Origin of the sequence: Methylobacterium organophilum (assembly GCF_022533465.1) — a bacterium.
Classification (GTDB): Bacteria; Pseudomonadota; Alphaproteobacteria; order Rhizobiales; family Beijerinckiaceae; genus Methylobacterium; species Methylobacterium organophilum.
In genome coordinates this window covers 1,981,583-1,998,306 of record NZ_CP092848.1, presented here as the reverse complement: position 1 = coordinate 1,998,306, position 16,724 = coordinate 1,981,583, and the positions used below count along the sequence as shown (strand labels likewise).

Here is a 16,724-nt window from a genome sequence, read left to right as displayed (position 1 = left end):
TGCGCCTGGAACCGATGTCGCGACGGCGGGATACGCCCCGGCCTTCCTCAATCTTCCTTGAACGCCCGCCGGACCTGATCGTTGAGGGGCTTCGTCAGGTAGGAGAGCACCGTCCGCTCGCCCGTCTGGATGAAAACCTCGGCCGGCATGCCCGGCACGAGCTTGATCCCCTTGAGCCGCGCGACGTGGTCCGGTTCCGGCTTGACGTGGACCTTGAAGAAGCTCGTGCCCGTCTTCTCGTCCGTGATCTGGTCGGCGGCGACGAGGCTGACCGTGCCCTCGATCTCCGGGGTGGTCCGCTGGTTGAACGCGGTCAGGCGCAGCACGGCCTTTTGTCCGAGCCGGACCTGGTCGATGTCCTTCGGGGCGACCTTCGCCTCGATCACGAGCGTGTCCGCCCTCGGGACGATCAGCATGATGGGTTCGCCCGGGCTGACCACCCCGCCGATGGTGTGGACGGCGAGTTGATGGACCATGCCGTCCTGCGGGGCCCGGATGTCGATGCGCTTGAGCTGGTCCTCGGCCGCGACCCGCTTCTCGACGAGCTCGGCGATCTTGCCCTGCACCTCGCTCAACTCCTTCGCCACCTCGCTGCGCAGGTCCTGGTCGACCTGGATCACCTGGAGCTCGGTTTCGGAGATCTTTCCCTTCGCCTGCGCGACGGAGGCGACGAGCTGCCCGTGCTCGCCCTCCAGGCGGGCGGCGTCGCGCTCCAGGGCGGTCACGCGCTGGATGGGGACCAGGTTCTTGCGCCAGAGGTCGCGCACGCCTTCGAGCTCGCGGTTGATCAACTCGGTCTCGCGCCGCTTGCCGGCGATCTGGCCCGTCAGGCCCTGGATCTCCTCCCGGAGCTGGCCGGTCCTCTCCTTCAGCTGCGCCTTCTGGCCCGCGCGGGCGTCCCGGCGCAGCTCGAACAGCCGGGTCTCGCCTGCCATCACCCTCCCCGCCTCCGGGTCGCCTTGGGCGCGGCCCCGGAGGACGGCCGCGAACGAGACCCGGGGGGCGCCGTCGCGTTCCGCCTCCAGGCGGCCCTGGCGCGCGGTCAGCTCGGCCAGGCTCTTGTCGACGACGGCGAGGTCGGCGCGGGTCACGGTCTCGTCCAGCCGCATGACGACCTGGCCGGCGCGCACGAGGTCGCCGTCCCGGACCCGCAACTCGCCCACCACGCCTCCGGTGGGGTGCTGCACCTTCTTGACGAAGGAATCGACGACGAGCGTCCCCGGTGCCACGACAGCGCCGGCGAGCTCGGTGGTGGCCGCCCACCCCCCGAGGCCGACGGTGAGCAGGGCGGCGGCCGCCAGGCTCAGGACGAGGTGGCGCCGGACGGAGCGGCGGATGTCCCAAGGGCGCTGCGCGCTCATGCCCGCGCTCCTTCTGACAGGGCCCCTTCGGCGTCGGCGACCACGCGCAGCGGCACCGGTCTCTCGGATGGCGGGCGCTCCTTGCCCTCGACCCGAGGCAGCCGGGCGCTCGCGGCCGCGGCCGGGCGCTTCAGGGCGGACAGGACCTCATCCTTGGGCCCGAAGGCGCGGACCCGGCCGTCCGCCATGAACAGCACGCGATTGACCGCCGCGAGGGCGCTCGGGCGGTGGGCTACGATGATCACGGTGCCGCCGCGGGCGCGCACGTCCCGAATCGCGCGGTTCAGGGCGTCCTCGCCCTCCGCGTCGAGGTTGGAGTTCGGCTCGTCGAGGACGACGACGAACGGCTCGCCGTAGAGGGCGCGCGCCAGCGCGATGCGCTGGCGCTGCCCTCCCGACAGGGCGGCCCCGCCTTCGCCGATGGGCGTGTCGTAGCCCCTCGGCAAGGAGCACACGAGGTCGTGGACGCCGGCGGCGCGTGCGGCGGCGACGATGGCCTCGGAGGGCGCGTCCGGGTCGAAGCGCGCGATGTTCTGCGCCACCGTGCCGGCGAAGAGTTCGACGTCCTGCGGCAGGTAGCCGATGTGCCGGCCCAGCACCTCCGGCGGCCACTGGTCGAGGGTGGCGCCGTCGAGCCGGACGCAGCCGCGGAGCGGCGCCCAGATCCCGACCAGGGCACGGATGAGCGAGGACTTGCCGGAGCCGCTGGCACCGATGACGCCGAGCCCCTCGCCGGCCCGCAGCGAGAAGGTGGCGTCTTCGACGAGGGCATGTTCGAGCCCGGGGGCCGTGACCGTCACGGCCTCGACCCGGACGCTCTCGCAGGGGGGCGGCAGGGCGACGCTCAACCGCTCGCTCGGGAACGAGGCGAGGAAGGCCTTGAGGCGCCCCCAGCCCTGTCGGGCCGCCACGAGCGATTTCCAGTGCGCCACCGCCAGCTCCACCGGGGCCAGGGCCCGGGCGACCAGGATCGAGCTCGCGATCATGATGCCGCCCGTCGCCTCGCCCGCGATCACGAGGTAGGCGCCGACGCCGAGCACCAGGGATTGCAGGGTAAGGCGCAGCACCTTGGCCAGGGCCCCGAACCCGCCGGCGACGTCCGATATGCGCCGCTGGGCCACGAGGTTGCGCTCGCTCGCCTCGGCCCAGATGTCGCCCGTGCGCGGGGCCATACCCATTGCCCGCAGAACCTCGGCATTGCGCCGGCCGGCCTCTGCCAGGGTGTAGCGCTGTCCGGCCGCTGCGGCCGCTGCCCGCGACGGACGGCGGGTCAGGAGGTCCGTGACGAGGGTGATGGAGACGAGAAGCAGCGCACCCCCCAGCACCGCCGCGCCGATCCAGGGGTGGAAGGCGAAGCAGAGCAGCAGGTAGAGGGGGATCCAGGGCAGGTCGAACAGGGCGGCCGGCCCCGGGCTCGACAGGAAGGTGCGAACCTGGTCGAGGTCGCGCAGCGGCTGCAGTCCGTCGCCGTGACGCGAGGCGACGAGCGGGGCCTGCACCACGGCGTCGTAGGTGCGGCGCCCGAACGCCCGGTCCACGGACGCGCCGATCCGGACGAGGAGGCGGTTGCGCAGCACGTCGAACAGGCCCTGGAAGCCGTAGAGGACGAGAACGATGGCGGCGAGCCCGAGCAGCGTGGGCACGCTGCGGCTCGGCAGCACCCGGTCGTACACCTCCAGCATGAACAGCGAGCCGGTGAGATAGAGCAGGTTCACCAGGGCGCTCAGCAAGCCGACGCCGAGGAGCGCGCCCCCGATGCCGGGACGCACCTCGGCCGTCGTGGAAGACGGTTCGTCATCGTTGGCCGCCACGGCGTTGTTCGCGAGCGCGGTTGGCTGCATGTCGTTCTGCCTCATGCGAGGGGGCTGGCGCGGGATGGCCGGGCGGCCTTCCAGGTGCGGGCCGGGCAGCGCGAAGCACCCGGCCGCGCGGCCCCACGCATGAGCGCGGGGCCGCACCCGCTCAGGCGAGCATGTAGTCGTGCTCCGGGCTGGCGGACGCCGTCGCGGTCTCCTGGAAGATCAGCCTGGAGCCCTCGCCCGTGATGGCCGGGTCGTCGATGAAGGAGCCTCTCGTCCCGTCGTCGGCATTCCACATGAAGTCGTCCTGCGCGAGATCGCTCGTCTTCAGCCCCTGGAGCAGGATCGAGCCGTCGCCCTCCGTCGTCGTCCAGCTGACGCGCACCCCGCCCGAGACGTCGGCGACCGTGACCTCGTCCGGCGTGATGTCGCGGAAGGCGATATGGTCGAACGCGCCCGGACCGGCGTCGAAGCCGCCGGAAACGATGTCGTTGCCGGTGTCCGGACCGACGATGAAGGCGTCGGCGCCGTCGCCCCCGTTCAGCACGTCGTCGCCCCGGCCGCCGTCGAGCATGTCGTGGCCGGCCCCGGCGTAGAGCACGTCGTTGCCGTTCTCGCCCATCAGGTTGTCGGCCTGGTCCCCACCGTAGAGCTGATCGGCGCCGCGGCCCCCCATGAGGTGGTCCTGCCCCTCTCCGCCGTCGAGGACGTCGCGTCCGGCGTCGCCGGACAGGTCATCGTCCCCCGCGCCGCCGGAAAGATGGTCGGCGCCATCCTGGCCATAGTAGAAGTCGCGGTCGGCCGTACCCTCGAAGGCGTCCCGGCCCGCCGTGCCGACCTTCACGTTGAACTCGTCGAAGCGGAAGGCATCCTCGGCGGTCGTCGCGCTGCCCGCGTCGGGGGCGGAGAGGTTGCCGCCCTCGTCCTTGATGAACTTGTCGGCCGTGACGGTCTCGGCGTCGGCGCCGGTCGGACGGATGACCTGGCGATCGTCGGTGAACATGAAGTCGTCCTGGGCGAGCTGCGACTTCTCGAACCCGGCCAGGAGGACCGACCCCCCCTCGCCCACATCCCAGCTGATCCGCACGCCGGCGTCGGTGTCCTCGAAGCGAAGGTCCTCGGCGTTCAGGCCGCGGACGGCCAGGTGGTCGAACATGCCGGGGCCGCCCTGGAAGTCCTGGATCACGTCGTCGCCGCTGTCGGGGCTGATGACGAAGGCGTCGCCGCCGGGCCCGCCTATCAGGATGTCATCGCCGGCGCCGCCCTCAAGGTCGCCGTGGCCGACCCCTTCGTCGAGGTAGTCGCGCCCGTCCTCACCGCGGAGTCCGTCGGCCGCGTCGCCGCCGATGAGCACGTCGGCGCCCCTGCCGCCATCGAGGTGGTCCATGCCACCATCGCCGACCAGGACGTCGCGACCGTTGCCCCCGAGCAGGTCGTCGTTCTCGCCGCGGCTCGCCAGGTAGTCGGCGGCGCCCCGGCCGAAGGCGGTGTCCATCGCGCCCGTCCCGGGATAGGCGTCGAGGCCGGACCCGCCGATGTACAGCCTGTGGTCGCCGAAGCTCAGCTGGCTGGCAGGTTCGTCGTGGGAGCTCTGATGCTGCCGATTGTGCGTCATCTGCCGGGTCCTTGCGCTGTTCGAGGGAGCTTGCGTGCAACCCGCCGGCGTGTGGTACTAACCGGACATACCCCTGCAGGGTACACCTCGCTAGAACTCCGGCATTTGCCGCATTGTTTCCCGCTTTTCCTCCATCTGGGGCCGTTTGACGCGACCGGGTGCGCAGGGTCGGCGACGGAACCTTCGAGGCTCGGGCCGGGACGACTGCGTCGCATCGGATACCGTGGGAGGGTTTGTTGCGCCGGTCCGGGACGCTTCCGATGTGGATCGTGCCGCGTCCTGCGGGTCCGCGACGGCGGGCGAACTTGTCGTCGGCGCTCGGCCGGCGACGTTCGCAGGCCTCGCTCAGCGAGAGGAGCGGCGCGGCCTCGGGACCCCGCCTACGGCCGGAGGCGCGCGGTCACGGGACGCGCGATGGCCAGCACGCCCTTCAGGCCGCTGCCGAAGCGCGCGATGCTCGCGCGGTGGTCGCGGAGCTCGCTGTAGGGAAGGTAGCGCAAGTCCAGCTCGCCCACCCGGGAGAAGGCCGGACGGGCGAATTGCGCCCTGACGTCGCCCTCGCGACTGTCCGGGGCCACGAGGAAGAAGTTGCGGCCGGTTCCACCCTCGATGCCCAGCGCGAGGTCGAGCATGCGCACGATGCCGGAGTAGATGCTCGTCGTGTGCTCGACCTCGAAGGCCGCCGCGACGTCGCCGCTCGCCCCGTCGAGCCAGATCACGTCGATCAGGCGGACCGTTTCGGCCGAGCCGTTCGCGGTCAGCCGTGCAGGCAGGCGCTCCAGGCATCCGTCCGATAGCCGGCCGCCGGCGTAGGGCCGGCTCGCGTCGTTCGCGGCTATCCAGACGCCGAAGCCGAGCGCGAGGCCGAGATCCCGCAGCCAGCCCTGGATCTCGGTGTGTGTGTGGTCGGCGTCCCGGGCGGCCTCGACGGCCTTCGAGGCGCCGGCGGCCTCCGCCCGGACGCGGCCGAGGTCCTCGCGCCAGCGCTCCAGCGCCCCCGCCGTGTCGCGTTCCGGCAGCGGGTAACGGCCGGAGCCGACGTCGAACAGGAAGCCGGCGGCCGCGCCGAGGTCGTTCGAGAGAAGCGACCGGTGGGCGTCGTTGAGGGCGAGGATGCCCCGGCGCATGGCGAGGTACTCGTCCCACCTGCCGAGCTTCACGTTGGCGCCGGCGAGGGCGTTGTACCCCTTCACGATGGCGGTGTTGAACGGTGGCATCCAGGTCGGGTGCAGGAAGTAGAGCAGGTTCGCGGCCGCGGGGCCCAGGCCCTTGATGCGCGCCCGGTCGAGCGCCTGGACCGCCGACAGGACATGCGCCTCGGCGTTGCAACACAGGCACGTGTCGAGGAACCGGCCGAAGGCGAGCTGGTTGTCGCGGTTCTCGTAGATATCCGGGATGCGCAGCTTCGGCTTCCAGAGGAAGGCGTGGTCGGCGCCCTTGAAGACCTGGCGTTGCTCCGCGATGGAGTGGACAACCGTCTCCAGCGAGGAGCCTCGGTACGCATTGCCGAAGGCGCCGGTCCGGATCTCCTCGACGACGGCCTGGATGCCGCGCCGGATCGAGCGGAAGTTCTTGATACGCTCCTCCCACAGGAACCACGTCCTGTAGGAAGCGCCGGCATCCTCGCGCCAGTGCCGGAGGAGCTTGCCGACCCAGGCTTCGTCCACGTCCGTCCCCCCTCCTAGACCCGAGCCAGGCTTCCGCCGCGGAGCATGCCCCGGCCCGGTATCCGACGCCACTAGGTCAACTCCGAGTCGTTCCGGCGCCGCCGAGATCGCGGCGGCGGTGTCGCAACGGCGCAACGGCCTGGCCGTCGTTCGGACCACGGCGGCCGGTCAGCCGGACCGGGCTGCGGGCCTTGCGCGTGCACCGGCCACGGCCCCGGTGCCGGGTCGCCGTGCGCAGGCGCCGCCAGGAAGCCTTGATCGTCATCAGGGCGACGATCTCCGGTCCCGCGGTATCGCCATCGTTGTGAGGTCCCGGGAGGTCTCGGCGAGGCACGTGCGCAGGCGCGCGGCTCGCCCGGGGAGCCCGGCACCGCCCGCAGCCAACTCGCGCGTGGCGAAGTGGCGAGTCGGTTTGAATTGACCCGGGCGTCTCGACGGAGGAGGCCTGGTCTCGCCGCAGGACAGGACCACACGTGCAGCAGTGCCAACGCTCGCCCCGCGGCTTTCGCTCCACCCTCGTGCAGGCCGAGCAGCCCGCCGTCGTGTCCCGGCGGCCGGGCATGACGAGGATCGCGCCAATCCTATCCGCTGCCGCCGCTAGCAGGTCGATGAGCAGGGCTAAACGGGTGGCGCGCAGGTGTTGCGCCGAATGGCCCTCGCTCGGCGCTCCTCGCGGCGCATCCCGCGCAGGGCGGGCACCGGCAGTCCCGCCTCGCGGCGGGCGCGGCGCTCGGCCGGGCCGTCCAGCCGCAGCAGCGGCGGCACCATGCGCGTGGGGTCGGTGGCGACCAGCACAGGCACGTCGCGCATGAGCAGGGCCGCGTTTTGCCGGGCGCGGGTGAGCGAGCGGTTGGCACCGCGCTCCGCCAGCCTGAGCACCGTCGCCCGCTCGCGTTCGTCAGCCCACGAGGTCTCGCGGGCAGCCATCCTGCGGGCCCTGCGCGCCCGGTTGCGCTCCGTGGTCACCGTGCACGCGTGTTCGGCCTTGGCTGACCGATGGGCATGATCGGTGCCGACGCGGAGCAGCCAGAAGTTGTCTGTCGTGACCGACCAGTCGTCGGTGCCGCGGAAGCGCAGCTTCGGCAGCGGCCTGCCCGCCTCCCTGGTCATGACGCGGTCCCGCACGCACTGGACCCTGGCGCGGCAGCCCTCGGCGACGGCATTGTTGAGCATGGAGTACGGGAAGGAGCGCAGGACCGGGAGGCGCTCGCACGGCCGGGTCAGCTCCGGCTCGGGCCGACGGCAGTTGGTACGTGCAGGAACCTGGGCGACGTCTCAGGCGCCGGGGTAGGGCCCTTTCCATCCGCCTAACCTCACGGAGAGGCAGTGGGCAAAGGCGTGGGCGAAGGGGACGCGCGCCTCGATGGCGGCATTGCAGGGCAGACGGCAGAGTTGGCCGGCGTGGCCGAGCCCGCCGACCAGAACTGGTCGGCGAAGACGGTGCCGGACACGGTGCGTCCCCTTCGCCTTCCGCAGCGGCTGAGTGTTCCCCATTCTTCCCGGATGGGCGCGGGCGTCTTCACGGTCAAACCTGATCGCGGCAGGACGCTGGCTTCCGGCGACGAGGGGGAACGAATTTAAGATGACCCACCACCCGTGGCGAGCCGGGCTTGGCGACCGCCTAGCTGGAAGGCTGATGGGCCGTCGCAGGGTAAGGGTCCCGGTGCGGAACGACATCGCATCCCACTGTCCGGCCTTCGCACCGGGACCGCGGCGTCATGCCGCCGGTGAAGGGGTATAGCCGGCGGACGCAACCGCCCGTGCCACGGCGGCCGCGTCTTCCGTCCCGCCGACGGTGAGCGTCTTGCTTCCTAGGTCGACGGTCACTCGCGTGCCGGGCAGGTCTCGCACGATGGCGGCCGTCACCGCTCGCACGCAGTGGCCGCACGTCATGTCCTCGACCCGAAGAACCACCGTGTCGGGTTGGGGCCGGCGTGCCGGGAACGGCGTGGCGACGGAGTTGTTCGTGCAGCAACACATTCAGGGTCTCCTTCTTGAGGACCCCGCCCAAATGGGGCTTCCCATCGTTGGAAGGTCAAGGGCCGCCCGGAGCGTTCGCAGCCGATGCGCCGACCTCAGTCAGCCGGCGAGCGCGGCGGCCGCTCAAGCGGGCGGTGCGAGGCGTCGACCCTTCCTCGGGTTGCGCCACCATCGAGCACGGATCCGGCGCGGGTACCGAGGCGCACCGCACTAGCCGGATTGGCGTGCCCGCCCCGGTCGCGCGTCGCCCCGGACGACCGCTCCCCGCGGGCCTGCCCCGCTTCGGGAACCCCGTTGCGCGGCGGCGATCCTGACGAGGCAGGCCCGGCAGGGGGCGGAATGCCCCGTTCAGCGACTGCCGCCGCCGCTGCCCTGCGGGACGGCGCGCGCCGGCTGGCCGGCGTTGCCAGCCGCTGCCGAGTCGGTCTGGAGGGTGGATGCCCCGGTCGGACCGGGGGCGACCACCACGTTCCGGTCGTTGCCGGTCGTGCCCGGCGTGCGCGTGACCACGGGCTCGGCGGATCCCGGCACGCCGGGCCTGGCGGGCACCTGCGCGGAGGCGGCGCCGGGAAGCGCCGCGGCGAGCAGGCCGGCGAGCGCGAGGGACAGCTGACGCATCGATGTTCTCCGTCTCGCGACGATGCTGTGGTGGGAGAGCCCCTCGGGCTCAGGCGGCCATCTTGCGGCAGCTCTCGGCACAGCGGCGGCACTGCTCGACGCAAGCCTGCATGTCGCCGACCTGTTCGCAGCTGCGGGCGCAGTCCTCGCAGACGTCGGCGCACTCGGCGCAGGTATGCTTGTGGTGCTCCGTGCCGAGCAGCATGAAGTGCGCCGAAGTCCGGCAGATCTCGGCGCAGGCAAGCATCAGGCGCAGGTGCCCGGGCTCGACGTGCTTGCCGCCGGCGGGCAGGCAGTGGTTCGAGGCCATGCCGAGGCAGGTCTGGTAGCAGCGCAGGCACTCGTCGATGCAGGCCTGCATATCGTGGCTCATCTGATGCATGTCGTCGCTCGCATTGTTCGGGAGGATGCTAAGCCTTACTATCAGGGGAAGCCCCGAGGCCGACGAGGCCGGGGCGTCGCGAATGTCAACATACCCAACCGGGGTATTGTTCCGGGTCCCGGGGCCAGCGGTCGCCCGACCATCAGAGGTACACGGCAGCATGGCAGGTTCCGAAGAGGACCATGGAGGCGTCCCGGTCGACCATAGGCAGCAGATCCCGCGGCTCCGTCGAATCGAGGGGCAGGTGCGCGGCGTGCAGCAGATGATCGAGAACGGGCGCTACTGCATCGACGTCGCGCACCAGATCGACGCGGTGGTCGCTGCGCTCAGGCGCGTGCAGTCGGACATGGTGCGCGACCACATGCACGCGCTGGTGCAATCCTCGCTGGCCGGGAACCTCTCGGATACCGAGCGGCAGCGCCTGGCCGACGAGGTCGGCGGTCTCATCGCTCGCATCGTCTGACACCTCCGGCATTCCCGCCAGGCCCGCTCAAGGTCCCGCGCCTGGAAGTCCGGGCAAGAGGCGCGCCATGGCGCCGCCGTAGCTGCCGTCCGGCGCTGCATTCTGCCGGCTGGCCATCGCGGAGGTTGCCCGGCATGGGGCGTTACGATGGCGCCGGGGCAGCCTGCCCCGCCGCCCGGATTGTCGCACTTTGGCAACATCCCGCCGGATCCGGCCAGGAGCCGCGGATTAACTCGCGACTGGCTTTGACGAACGATTGTCGGCGCGTTTACCCATGAGGGGTATAACGGAGGTGCCGATGGCCGGTATGTCGCGACGAGCCCTTCTCACCGGCGCCGCCGGGGTCTTCGGCGCGGCGGCATCCCTGCCGCGGGGCGTCGGCCGGGCCCTCGCGCTCGAACAGCGCAACGGGGTGAGCTTCCTCAAGGGGCCTTACAACCTCGCCTTCTTCTACCGGCACAACCGCGCGTACCGCATCGGCGCCGGGATGCACTTCTTCCACTCGAAGCAGCACGACTTGCTGCAGTTGACGCGCTTCGAGGACCACGCCGCCGTCGACGCCCGCTTCGACAAGGAGGCCCAGGAGTGGCTGCGCGATCCGCCGGCGACCGAGCCGGAGATGCCGTACTACTCAAGCTACGTCGACCGGGCGATGCACACGCTGTTCCGGACGATCGACTGGACGCACATGCATCACGAGCAGACCTACGACGTGATGTCGTTCCGTGAGATCCCTTGGGCCGAGAAGAAGGTTTGGACGGACCGCACGGTCCGCTACTACCTTGAGATGCAGACGCCGGGCGTGCCCCGCAGCGTGGCGCCGCTCGAACTCACGATGCGGCGCGCGGGCATCATGATGAAGCCCTACCTGAACAACTTCCGGAACTTCTACCCGCTCGACCAGAGCCTGTTCTACGTCGCCCACTGGTGGCATCCGGCCGTCTACGAAGCCCAGATGATCTCGGGCAACCATGACCAGGAGGCCGCGATCAAGGCCGTCGAGGAGACCATGTACCGCGAGGTCCTGCCCGACCGCCCCCAGCGGATGGTGCTCTCGCGCGAGATCATGCCGCGCTACTCCCGAATGAGCCCGGAGAGCGCAAACATCTTCGACAACCTGCACATGCTGCACGGCATCGCCTACTCGATCCTGGCCTACAAGGGCTGGTCGGTCGAGGAGAAGCGGGCGGAGATGTACCGCGTCATCGAGGCCATGGGCTACCAGCCCGGCGACGAGGTTTACGCGCGCAAGTTCCGCGAGCCGTATCCAGGATACGATCCGCGCACCTACCCGGCCTGGGTGCGCTCGCCCCAGGGCGCGATGGGCATGATCATGATGGACATGCTCATGGAGATGCTGCCGATGATGTATCCGGGCGGCCTCTCCAAGGACCGGAAGGCCGCCGTCATGCGGCAGATGATGATGAACGGCCGGCTCGGAATCGAGCCCGGCGAGGTTCCCGGCTCGCTCCACGACGCCTTGATGCAGGTCGCCCCCGGCATGCGGATGATGCCGGGCTCGACCGAGCCCGGGGAGACGCCGGCCATGATGGTCGAGCACATGGTCTCCGCCTGGAAGGCCAAGGCCGCCCGCATCCCGGACGTGGCCCCCATCGACATGGGCGTCGAGCCGAGCCTCGGCCCGGCCCGCGTCGCCGTGCGCTGAGGAGCCCCGCGCCATGCCGAAGATCGTTCGCGCCGTCCTCGCGGCCGCCCTCGTCGCCTCCGCCGGCCCGGCGCTCGCCGCGGATCACACCAACCTGGAGGAGGGGCTGCCCATCACCGTTGAGGACGCCTACCCGATCAAGGAGAACGGCCTCGAAGTGCAGTCCTACTTCCAGTATAACCGCACCCGGAACGACCCGCGTGGCCTCAGCAGCCTGATGGCCGTGCCCCGCGTGGAGTGGGGGGCCTTCAAGAACTTCCAGTTATCTGTCGAGGCGCCTTACAGGGTCGGCACGGCGAGCGACACCGACCAGGGAGCGTTCCGGGCCCAAGGCTTCTACAACTTCAACCAGGAAGACCTCGTCCTGCCGGCCCTGGCGGTCGCGCTCGGCGTCAACACCCCCTACGGCCGCATGGCGGGCGGGACCGAGACCGAGCTCAAGTTCCTGGCGACCAAGAGCATCGGCACGCCGGACCCGGAGGGGCTTTCGCCCTACTCCTACGTGCCGCGCCGGATTCACTTCAACGCGTCATGGTTCCACAACTACGACCCAACCACAGGGCGCGAGGCGGAGCGGCGCGACCGCTACCGTGTCGGGGTGGGCTACAGCCAGCTGGTGTCGAACAACGTAGTGCTGGTCGCCGACATCTTCCGCGAGACCGACCGCGAAAGGGGGCGCGCGGTGAACCTGGCTGAGATCGGCGCCCGCTACATCGTCACGCCCCAGACAGTCTTGACCGGGGGTGTCGGGGTCGGCTTCGGCGGCGACCGCCGGCAGGACTTCCGCGTCACGGCCGGCCTGCAGCATTCGCTAAGCTTCCCGTACTCGTTCGACCCGCCCCGCTGAAAGGCCGGACGCGCAGCCTCCCGCAGCCCTCGGCTGGTTTACCGCGAGATCGGAGAGTTCGAATGGGCCCGGAACGCCATGCCTGGACATCCAGGAACGCCGGGCGAAGGCGCCGTGTGCGGCCGGGCGTCCTGGCGGCCGCGCGGAGGACGTTCCTGCGCATCCTGTTGGCCATCGCCGTCGCGGGGGCGTGCGGCGTCGTCGGCAGGCAGATCCTAACCTCCGCGGCCTCGACGGAGCCCTACGCGAGCGGCCAAGGCCCGCGCGAAACCCTGGGAACGCTGCGTTGACCGGCTTACGCCGGCGAAGGCGGTCGTCGGATTTGGGGCAATCCGCGCCGACGCGCGACGGGGCGGCGGCTGCACGGTCGCGGTGCGTCCATGCACGCTCGCACAGGACCAATCCCGGCGGCTGCTGGTGCCGCCGGGTGCCACGGATGCGCGGCGTTCTTCGAGGGGCTCCTTGTCCGCGCGTGCGGCACAGGAGGCCGGCGAGGCGCGCGTGCGCGGCGAGAGGTCGAACACGTGGCCCCGGCGCCCGAGCGGTCGAGAAGCGGGTCCGGGACGAGTGCGGGCGCGCGCGACCGGACGAGCGGGTCGGCGTCTTGCGTTCGCCGTCACCACGGTGAGGGATCTACGCATGCACCTCTGCATTGCGTCGTAGCTGGCCGGGAGGCGTCGCGGCTGGGCCGAGGGGTGGACCGGCTGCCGTTAAAACTTCGAGAGGCATCCAGGGTCCGACGAACCCGCTCCCGAGAACGCCCGCCGGCTCAGCCTGGCCGGAACGTGCTGGGGGGGCGGCCGGCCGCGACCGGTGAGGCCGCGAACAGGTCCGCCGGCGAGGTCTCGTCGAGCGCCGTGGTCGGCCGAGCCTCCATGGGCGCCTCCGACCGCCTCCGCTGTCTTGGTAACCGCGAAGTGCCGGCCGGGTATCCGACCCTGCGACGGCGGCGACGAACGTGACGGACGTTCGCCGAATCGAGCGTACCGCAACGAATCTTAAGCGGCCGTGTCGCCTACCGCCAAGCTAGCTGCGCGGCATCCGCCGGATCATCCGCGGCGCGCAGGCCAGGGCGGTCCGCATCGTGACCTGCCCCGCCCGCAGCGGTCCCAGGGCTGCCCGGGTCATGCGGCCTTCGTCCCGGCCTTCCGGCGCAGGAAGGCGGTGGCCTCGGCCGCGGGCAGGGGTTTGCCGAACAGGTATCCCTGCGCCTCGCCGCAGCCGGACAGCCGCACCGCGTGGAGCTGCCGCTCCGTCTCGACGCCCTCGGCCGTGACCGCAGCGCCGAGGGAGGCCCCTAGGCCGGCGATGGCCCCGACGATGGCTGCCGTGCCCGGATCGTCCACCGCCTCGACGAAGGAGCGGTCGATCTTGATCCGGTCGAGCGGGAACCTCCGCAGGTAACTCAGCGAAGAGTATCCTGTGCCGAAGTCGTCGAGCGCGAAGCGCACGCCGAGGCCTCGCAACTCGTGCAGGAAGGCCAGGACCGCGGGGTTGTCCCGCAGGAGCGCGGTCTCGGTGATCTCCAACTCCAGGCGACCGGCGTGCAGGCCGGTGGCGGCCAGCGTCGCGACGACGCCCTCGACCAGGCCGGGCCGCATCAGCTGGACGGCCGAGACGTTGACGGCCAGGCGCATGTCTCCCGGCCATCGCGCCGCCTCCTCGCAGGCGTTGCGGAGCACCCACTCGCCGACCGGCACGATGAGCCCCGTTTCCTCGGCCACCGGTATGAAGGCGTCCGGCGGGACGCGGCCTCGGGTCGGGTGCGTCCAGCGGATCAGCGCCTCGAACCCGGTGATCGCCAGCGAGCGCGCGTCGACCACGGGCTGGTAGTGCAGCTCGAACTGGTCCCGCGCGAGCGCCCCGCGCAGGTCGAGCTCCAGCCGCTGCCGGCCGCTCGCGGCCTGACCCATCGCAGGGTGATAGAACCGGTACCCGTCGCGGCCCGAGTCCTTGGCCGCGTAAAGCGCGAGGTCGGCGTTCTTGAACAGCGTGTCGCCGTCCCGGCCGTGCTCTGGCGCGAGCGCGATCCCGATGCTGGCCCCGACCGTGATCTCGTGTCCCTCGATGCGGAACGGCGCCTGAAGGGCCTCGACCAGGCGCGCGGCCACGGCGGCGCCCTGCCCCGGGTTGGCGACGGGAGCGGTCAGCACGGCGAACTCGTCCCCGCCGAGCCGCGCCAGGACGTCCCCCTCCCGTAGGCGGTCGCGCATCCGGGCAGCGACGGACCGTAGCAGCGCGTCGCCGGCCGGGTGGCCGAGCGTGTCGTTCACCGCCTTGAAGCGGTCGAGATCCAGGCAGAGCACGGCGCACGTCGCGTCGTGGTGGCCGACTTCTGCGAGCCGTCGGTCGAGGCACTCGCGGAAGCGGGTCCGGTTCGCGAGGCCGGTCAGCGCGTCGTGGTGCGCCATGTGGGCGATCTGGGCCTCGGCCCGCTTACGCGCGGTGATGTCCGTGTAGGTGCGCACCATCCCGCCGCCTTCGAGCGGCACCGTACGGACCTCAAGGACGGTCCCCTCCGGGCGCTCCCGCTCGTGGATCCGGCTGTCGGCCTCCCTCGCCTGCTCCCGTCCCGAAGGAGGCAGCGCCTCGGCCGGGTCCGCCGTCTCGCCGCGGGCGACCTGATGGCGCCGCACCGCCTCGAAACTCGGCTCGCCGCGCAGGAGCTCCCCCGGCAGGTCGAGAAGCTCAAGCGCGCGCCGGTTGTGCACGCGGACACGCCGTGCGGCGTCCACCATAAGGAGGCCCTGGTCCATGTGCTCCAAGGTTGCGCGGAGCAGCGCCGAGGTCGCGCGCAGGTCGTCCTCGACCCGGACGAGGTCGGTCACGTCCATGCAGGCGCCGAACAGCCCGACGACCTCGCCCGCGGCGTCCCGCTCGGCGACCGCGTGGGCCAGCACGACGCGGATCTCGCCGTCCGTACGAACGAAGCGCGGACGATGCTCGTAGGCCTCACCTCCCATGGCGGTCCGCTCAAGGCGGACGCGCACATCTTCTCGGTCCTCCGGATGGAACGTGTCGAGCACCGCTTGCTTCGTCGGCGCCCCGGCCCCGGGTGGACGGCCGAAGATGGGGTACATCCCGTCCGACCACGTGATGCGCTCGCTGGGGAACGCGATGCGCCAGTGGCCGATCTTGGCCCAACGCTCCGCCAGGCCGAGGTCGCGGTTTGCCCGGTGCAGTTCGTTCTCGCGCGCCTGCAGGGCGACCTTCGTCTCCTGCAGGCGAAGGTGCGAGACGGCGAGGGCGGCGAAGTCGCGGAGCCGGCGCCTCCGCGCATCATCCAGCGCCCGCGGCTGCGTGTCGATGAGGCAGAGGGTGCCGAGCCGCAGGCCGTGCTTCAGGCTGAGGGGCGCGCCGGCGTAGAACCGGATGCCGGGCGCGCCGGTGACGAGCGGGTTGCCCGCGAAGCGCGGGTCCAGGCCGGCATCCTCGACCACGAGGATGTCGTCTGACCGGATGGCGTGGTTGCAGAAGGCGGCATTCCGGGCTGTGCTGACCGCGAAGGTCCCGACGCCCGCCACGAACCACTGCCGTTCCGCGTCGACGAGGGAGACGGCCACGGTCGGCGTGCCGAGCATCTCGGCGGCGAGGCGGCAGATGGCGTCGAGATCGGGATCGGGCGGCGAACCGAGGATGCCGAGGCTGCGCAGGGCCGTCAGGCGTTCGGCCTCGTGATCGGCAGGCGGGATCATGCGCTCGTCCAGTGCCCGGCCGTTCGACCGGCCTTCATCGGGAGGGGCGGGCGGCTCGCTGCGCCGCCGTTCAAGCGAACGTATCGGCGTCAACCGTTAAGGCATACCTACGGGGGGTTCTGGGCAGGCATTCTGGCCCGGCCGCCTCGCTAGACTGGCCATGGACAGGGCGCCGGCGTCTTGTGGGCCGGGGCGGTGGGCTCGCGCGGCATGCCGCGCCCCCTGGCCGGCCTTCCCTTGAAACGGTCGCGACACGCGACTTGCGGGGGCCGCTGTCTGAGCCGCGCGGCCTCGGCCGGCTGACCCACGCATGGTCCAGCGGGGGCCTGGCCATGGCCGGTTTACACCAGGGCCGAGCTGCATCGGCGCCGGTTCCCGACGGCGCCATGGCCGTGTTCGGCGCAATGACCGCGAGCGAGCGCTGCCGCGGGGGAGGCTCCGCACCGGCACCTGGCCCTGGGCTCCAGCGGCGTCGCGTCGGAACGGGCGACCGCGTCCGGCCCGGTGTCCATCCGGGTGGCGCGCCGAGGCGCGGCCGAGATGGCTCTAGAGGGCGATACGCATCCGGTGAAAGGCTTGTTTAACCTTACCGCCATTCGCTAGCGGGCCATGGTCCGAAATGCTTGCCGTC

General features: G+C 71.2%; 13 protein-coding genes. 4 read left to right on the top strand and 9 right to left on the bottom strand.

Annotated elements, in window-relative coordinates:
• Window positions 1-47 precede the first annotated feature (47 nt).
• The 5 genes from MMB17_RS09255 to MMB17_RS09235 form a co-directional block, all read right to left on the bottom strand.
• Window positions 48-1,361 carry an HlyD family type I secretion periplasmic adaptor subunit gene (locus MMB17_RS09255; RefSeq protein WP_241101792.1) on the bottom strand — a complete coding sequence of 438 codons (1,314 nt, stop codon included), beginning with the start codon at window positions 1,359-1,361 and terminating at the stop codon, window positions 48-50.
• Window positions 1,358-3,202: a type I secretion system permease/ATPase gene (locus MMB17_RS09250; protein WP_066919349.1), complete on the bottom strand. Its 1,845-nt coding sequence runs from the start codon at window positions 3,200-3,202 to the stop codon at window positions 1,358-1,360. The genes MMB17_RS09255 and MMB17_RS09250 overlap by 4 nt, the downstream gene beginning before the upstream one ends.
• A 121-nt stretch (window positions 3,203-3,323) precedes the next feature.
• On the bottom strand, window positions 3,324-4,775 hold the full coding sequence (locus tag MMB17_RS09245; protein ID WP_241101791.1) for a calcium-binding protein: 1,452 nt from the start codon (window positions 4,773-4,775) through the stop codon (window positions 3,324-3,326).
• Window positions 4,776-5,155: 380 nt separating this feature from the next.
• Entirely contained in the window at window positions 5,156-6,442 is a 1,287-nt protein-coding gene (locus MMB17_RS09240; RefSeq protein WP_144766841.1) for a type II restriction endonuclease, read from the bottom strand.
• A 618-nt stretch (window positions 6,443-7,060) separates the two neighbouring features.
• Window positions 7,061-7,552, bottom strand: a complete 492-nt coding sequence (locus tag MMB17_RS09235; protein WP_241101790.1) for a hypothetical protein — start codon at window positions 7,550-7,552, stop codon at window positions 7,061-7,063.
• A gap of 216 nt (window positions 7,553-7,768) precedes the next feature.
• On the opposite strand from MMB17_RS09235, the gene MMB17_RS09230 reads away from it, so the two are divergent.
• Window positions 7,769-8,023 carry a hypothetical protein gene (locus MMB17_RS09230; RefSeq protein WP_241101789.1) on the top strand — a complete coding sequence of 85 codons (255 nt, stop codon included), beginning with the start codon at window positions 7,769-7,771 and terminating at the stop codon, window positions 8,021-8,023.
• 135 nt (window positions 8,024-8,158) lie between these two features.
• On the opposite strand, the gene MMB17_RS09225 is transcribed toward MMB17_RS09230, so the two are convergent.
• The 3 genes from MMB17_RS09225 to MMB17_RS09215 form a co-directional block, all read right to left on the bottom strand.
• Window positions 8,159-8,335, bottom strand: a complete 177-nt coding sequence (locus tag MMB17_RS09225) for a heavy-metal-associated domain-containing protein (RefSeq protein ID WP_238179521.1) — start codon at window positions 8,333-8,335, stop codon at window positions 8,159-8,161.
• Between the two features lie 435 nt (window positions 8,336-8,770).
• Window positions 8,771-9,040 (bottom strand): hypothetical protein, encoded by a 270-nt coding sequence (locus MMB17_RS09220; protein WP_066927216.1) that lies wholly within the window; start codon window positions 9,038-9,040, stop codon window positions 8,771-8,773.
• A 49-nt stretch (window positions 9,041-9,089) separates the two neighbouring features.
• Window positions 9,090-9,422: a four-helix bundle copper-binding protein gene (locus MMB17_RS09215; protein ID WP_144766838.1), complete on the bottom strand. Its 333-nt coding sequence runs from the start codon at window positions 9,420-9,422 to the stop codon at window positions 9,090-9,092.
• A gap of 160 nt (window positions 9,423-9,582) precedes the next feature.
• Here MMB17_RS09215 and MMB17_RS09210 point away from each other — a divergent pair, with 160 nt between their 5' ends.
• From MMB17_RS09210 to MMB17_RS09200, 3 genes are all read left to right on the top strand, one after another.
• Window positions 9,583-9,885, top strand: a complete 303-nt coding sequence (locus MMB17_RS09210; protein WP_066920382.1) for a metal-sensitive transcriptional regulator — start codon at window positions 9,583-9,585, stop codon at window positions 9,883-9,885.
• A gap of 298 nt (window positions 9,886-10,183) precedes the next feature.
• Window positions 10,184-11,551: a hypothetical protein gene (locus MMB17_RS09205; RefSeq protein ID WP_241101788.1), complete on the top strand. Its 1,368-nt coding sequence runs from the start codon at window positions 10,184-10,186 to the stop codon at window positions 11,549-11,551.
• A gap of 13 nt (window positions 11,552-11,564) precedes the next feature.
• Window positions 11,565-12,398: a hypothetical protein gene (locus tag MMB17_RS09200; protein WP_241101787.1), complete on the top strand. Its 834-nt coding sequence runs from the start codon at window positions 11,565-11,567 to the stop codon at window positions 12,396-12,398.
• Window positions 12,399-13,522: 1,124 nt separating this feature from the next.
• On the opposite strand, the gene MMB17_RS09195 is transcribed toward MMB17_RS09200, so the two are convergent.
• Entirely contained in the window at window positions 13,523-16,093 is a 2,571-nt protein-coding gene (locus MMB17_RS09195) for a sensor domain-containing phosphodiesterase (RefSeq protein ID WP_241101786.1), read from the bottom strand.
• Window positions 16,094-16,724 lie beyond the last annotated feature (631 nt).

Bases quoted from the DNA above. Each gene is read 5' to 3' on its own strand.
- MMB17_RS09255 (WP_241101792.1), bottom strand. From the start codon at position 1,361: ATGAGCGCGCAGCGCCCTTGGGACATCCGCCGCTCCGTCCGGCGCCAC.
- MMB17_RS09250 (WP_066919349.1), bottom strand. From the start codon at position 3,202: ATGCAGCCAACCGCGCTCGCGAACAACGCCGTGGCGGCCAACGATGAC.
- MMB17_RS09245 (WP_241101791.1), bottom strand. From the start codon at position 4,775: ATGACGCACAATCGGCAGCATCAGAGCTCCCACGACGAACCTGCCAGC.
- MMB17_RS09235 (WP_241101790.1), bottom strand. From the start codon at position 7,552: ATGACCAGGGAGGCGGGCAGGCCGCTGCCGAAGCTGCGCTTCCGCGGC.
- MMB17_RS09225 (WP_238179521.1), bottom strand. From the start codon at position 8,335: ATGACGTGCGGCCACTGCGTGCGAGCGGTGACGGCCGCCATCGTGCGA.
- MMB17_RS09220 (WP_066927216.1), bottom strand. From the start codon at position 9,040: ATGCGTCAGCTGTCCCTCGCGCTCGCCGGCCTGCTCGCCGCGGCGCTT.
- MMB17_RS09215 (WP_144766838.1), bottom strand. From the start codon at position 9,422: ATGCATCAGATGAGCCACGATATGCAGGCCTGCATCGACGAGTGCCTG.
- MMB17_RS09210 (WP_066920382.1), top strand. From the start codon at position 9,583: ATGGCAGGTTCCGAAGAGGACCATGGAGGCGTCCCGGTCGACCATAGG.
- MMB17_RS09205 (WP_241101788.1), top strand. From the start codon at position 10,184: ATGGCCGGTATGTCGCGACGAGCCCTTCTCACCGGCGCCGCCGGGGTC.
- MMB17_RS09200 (WP_241101787.1), top strand. From the start codon at position 11,565: ATGCCGAAGATCGTTCGCGCCGTCCTCGCGGCCGCCCTCGTCGCCTCC.
- MMB17_RS09195 (WP_241101786.1), bottom strand. From the start codon at position 16,093: ATGATCCCGCCTGCCGATCACGAGGCCGAACGCCTGACGGCCCTGCGC.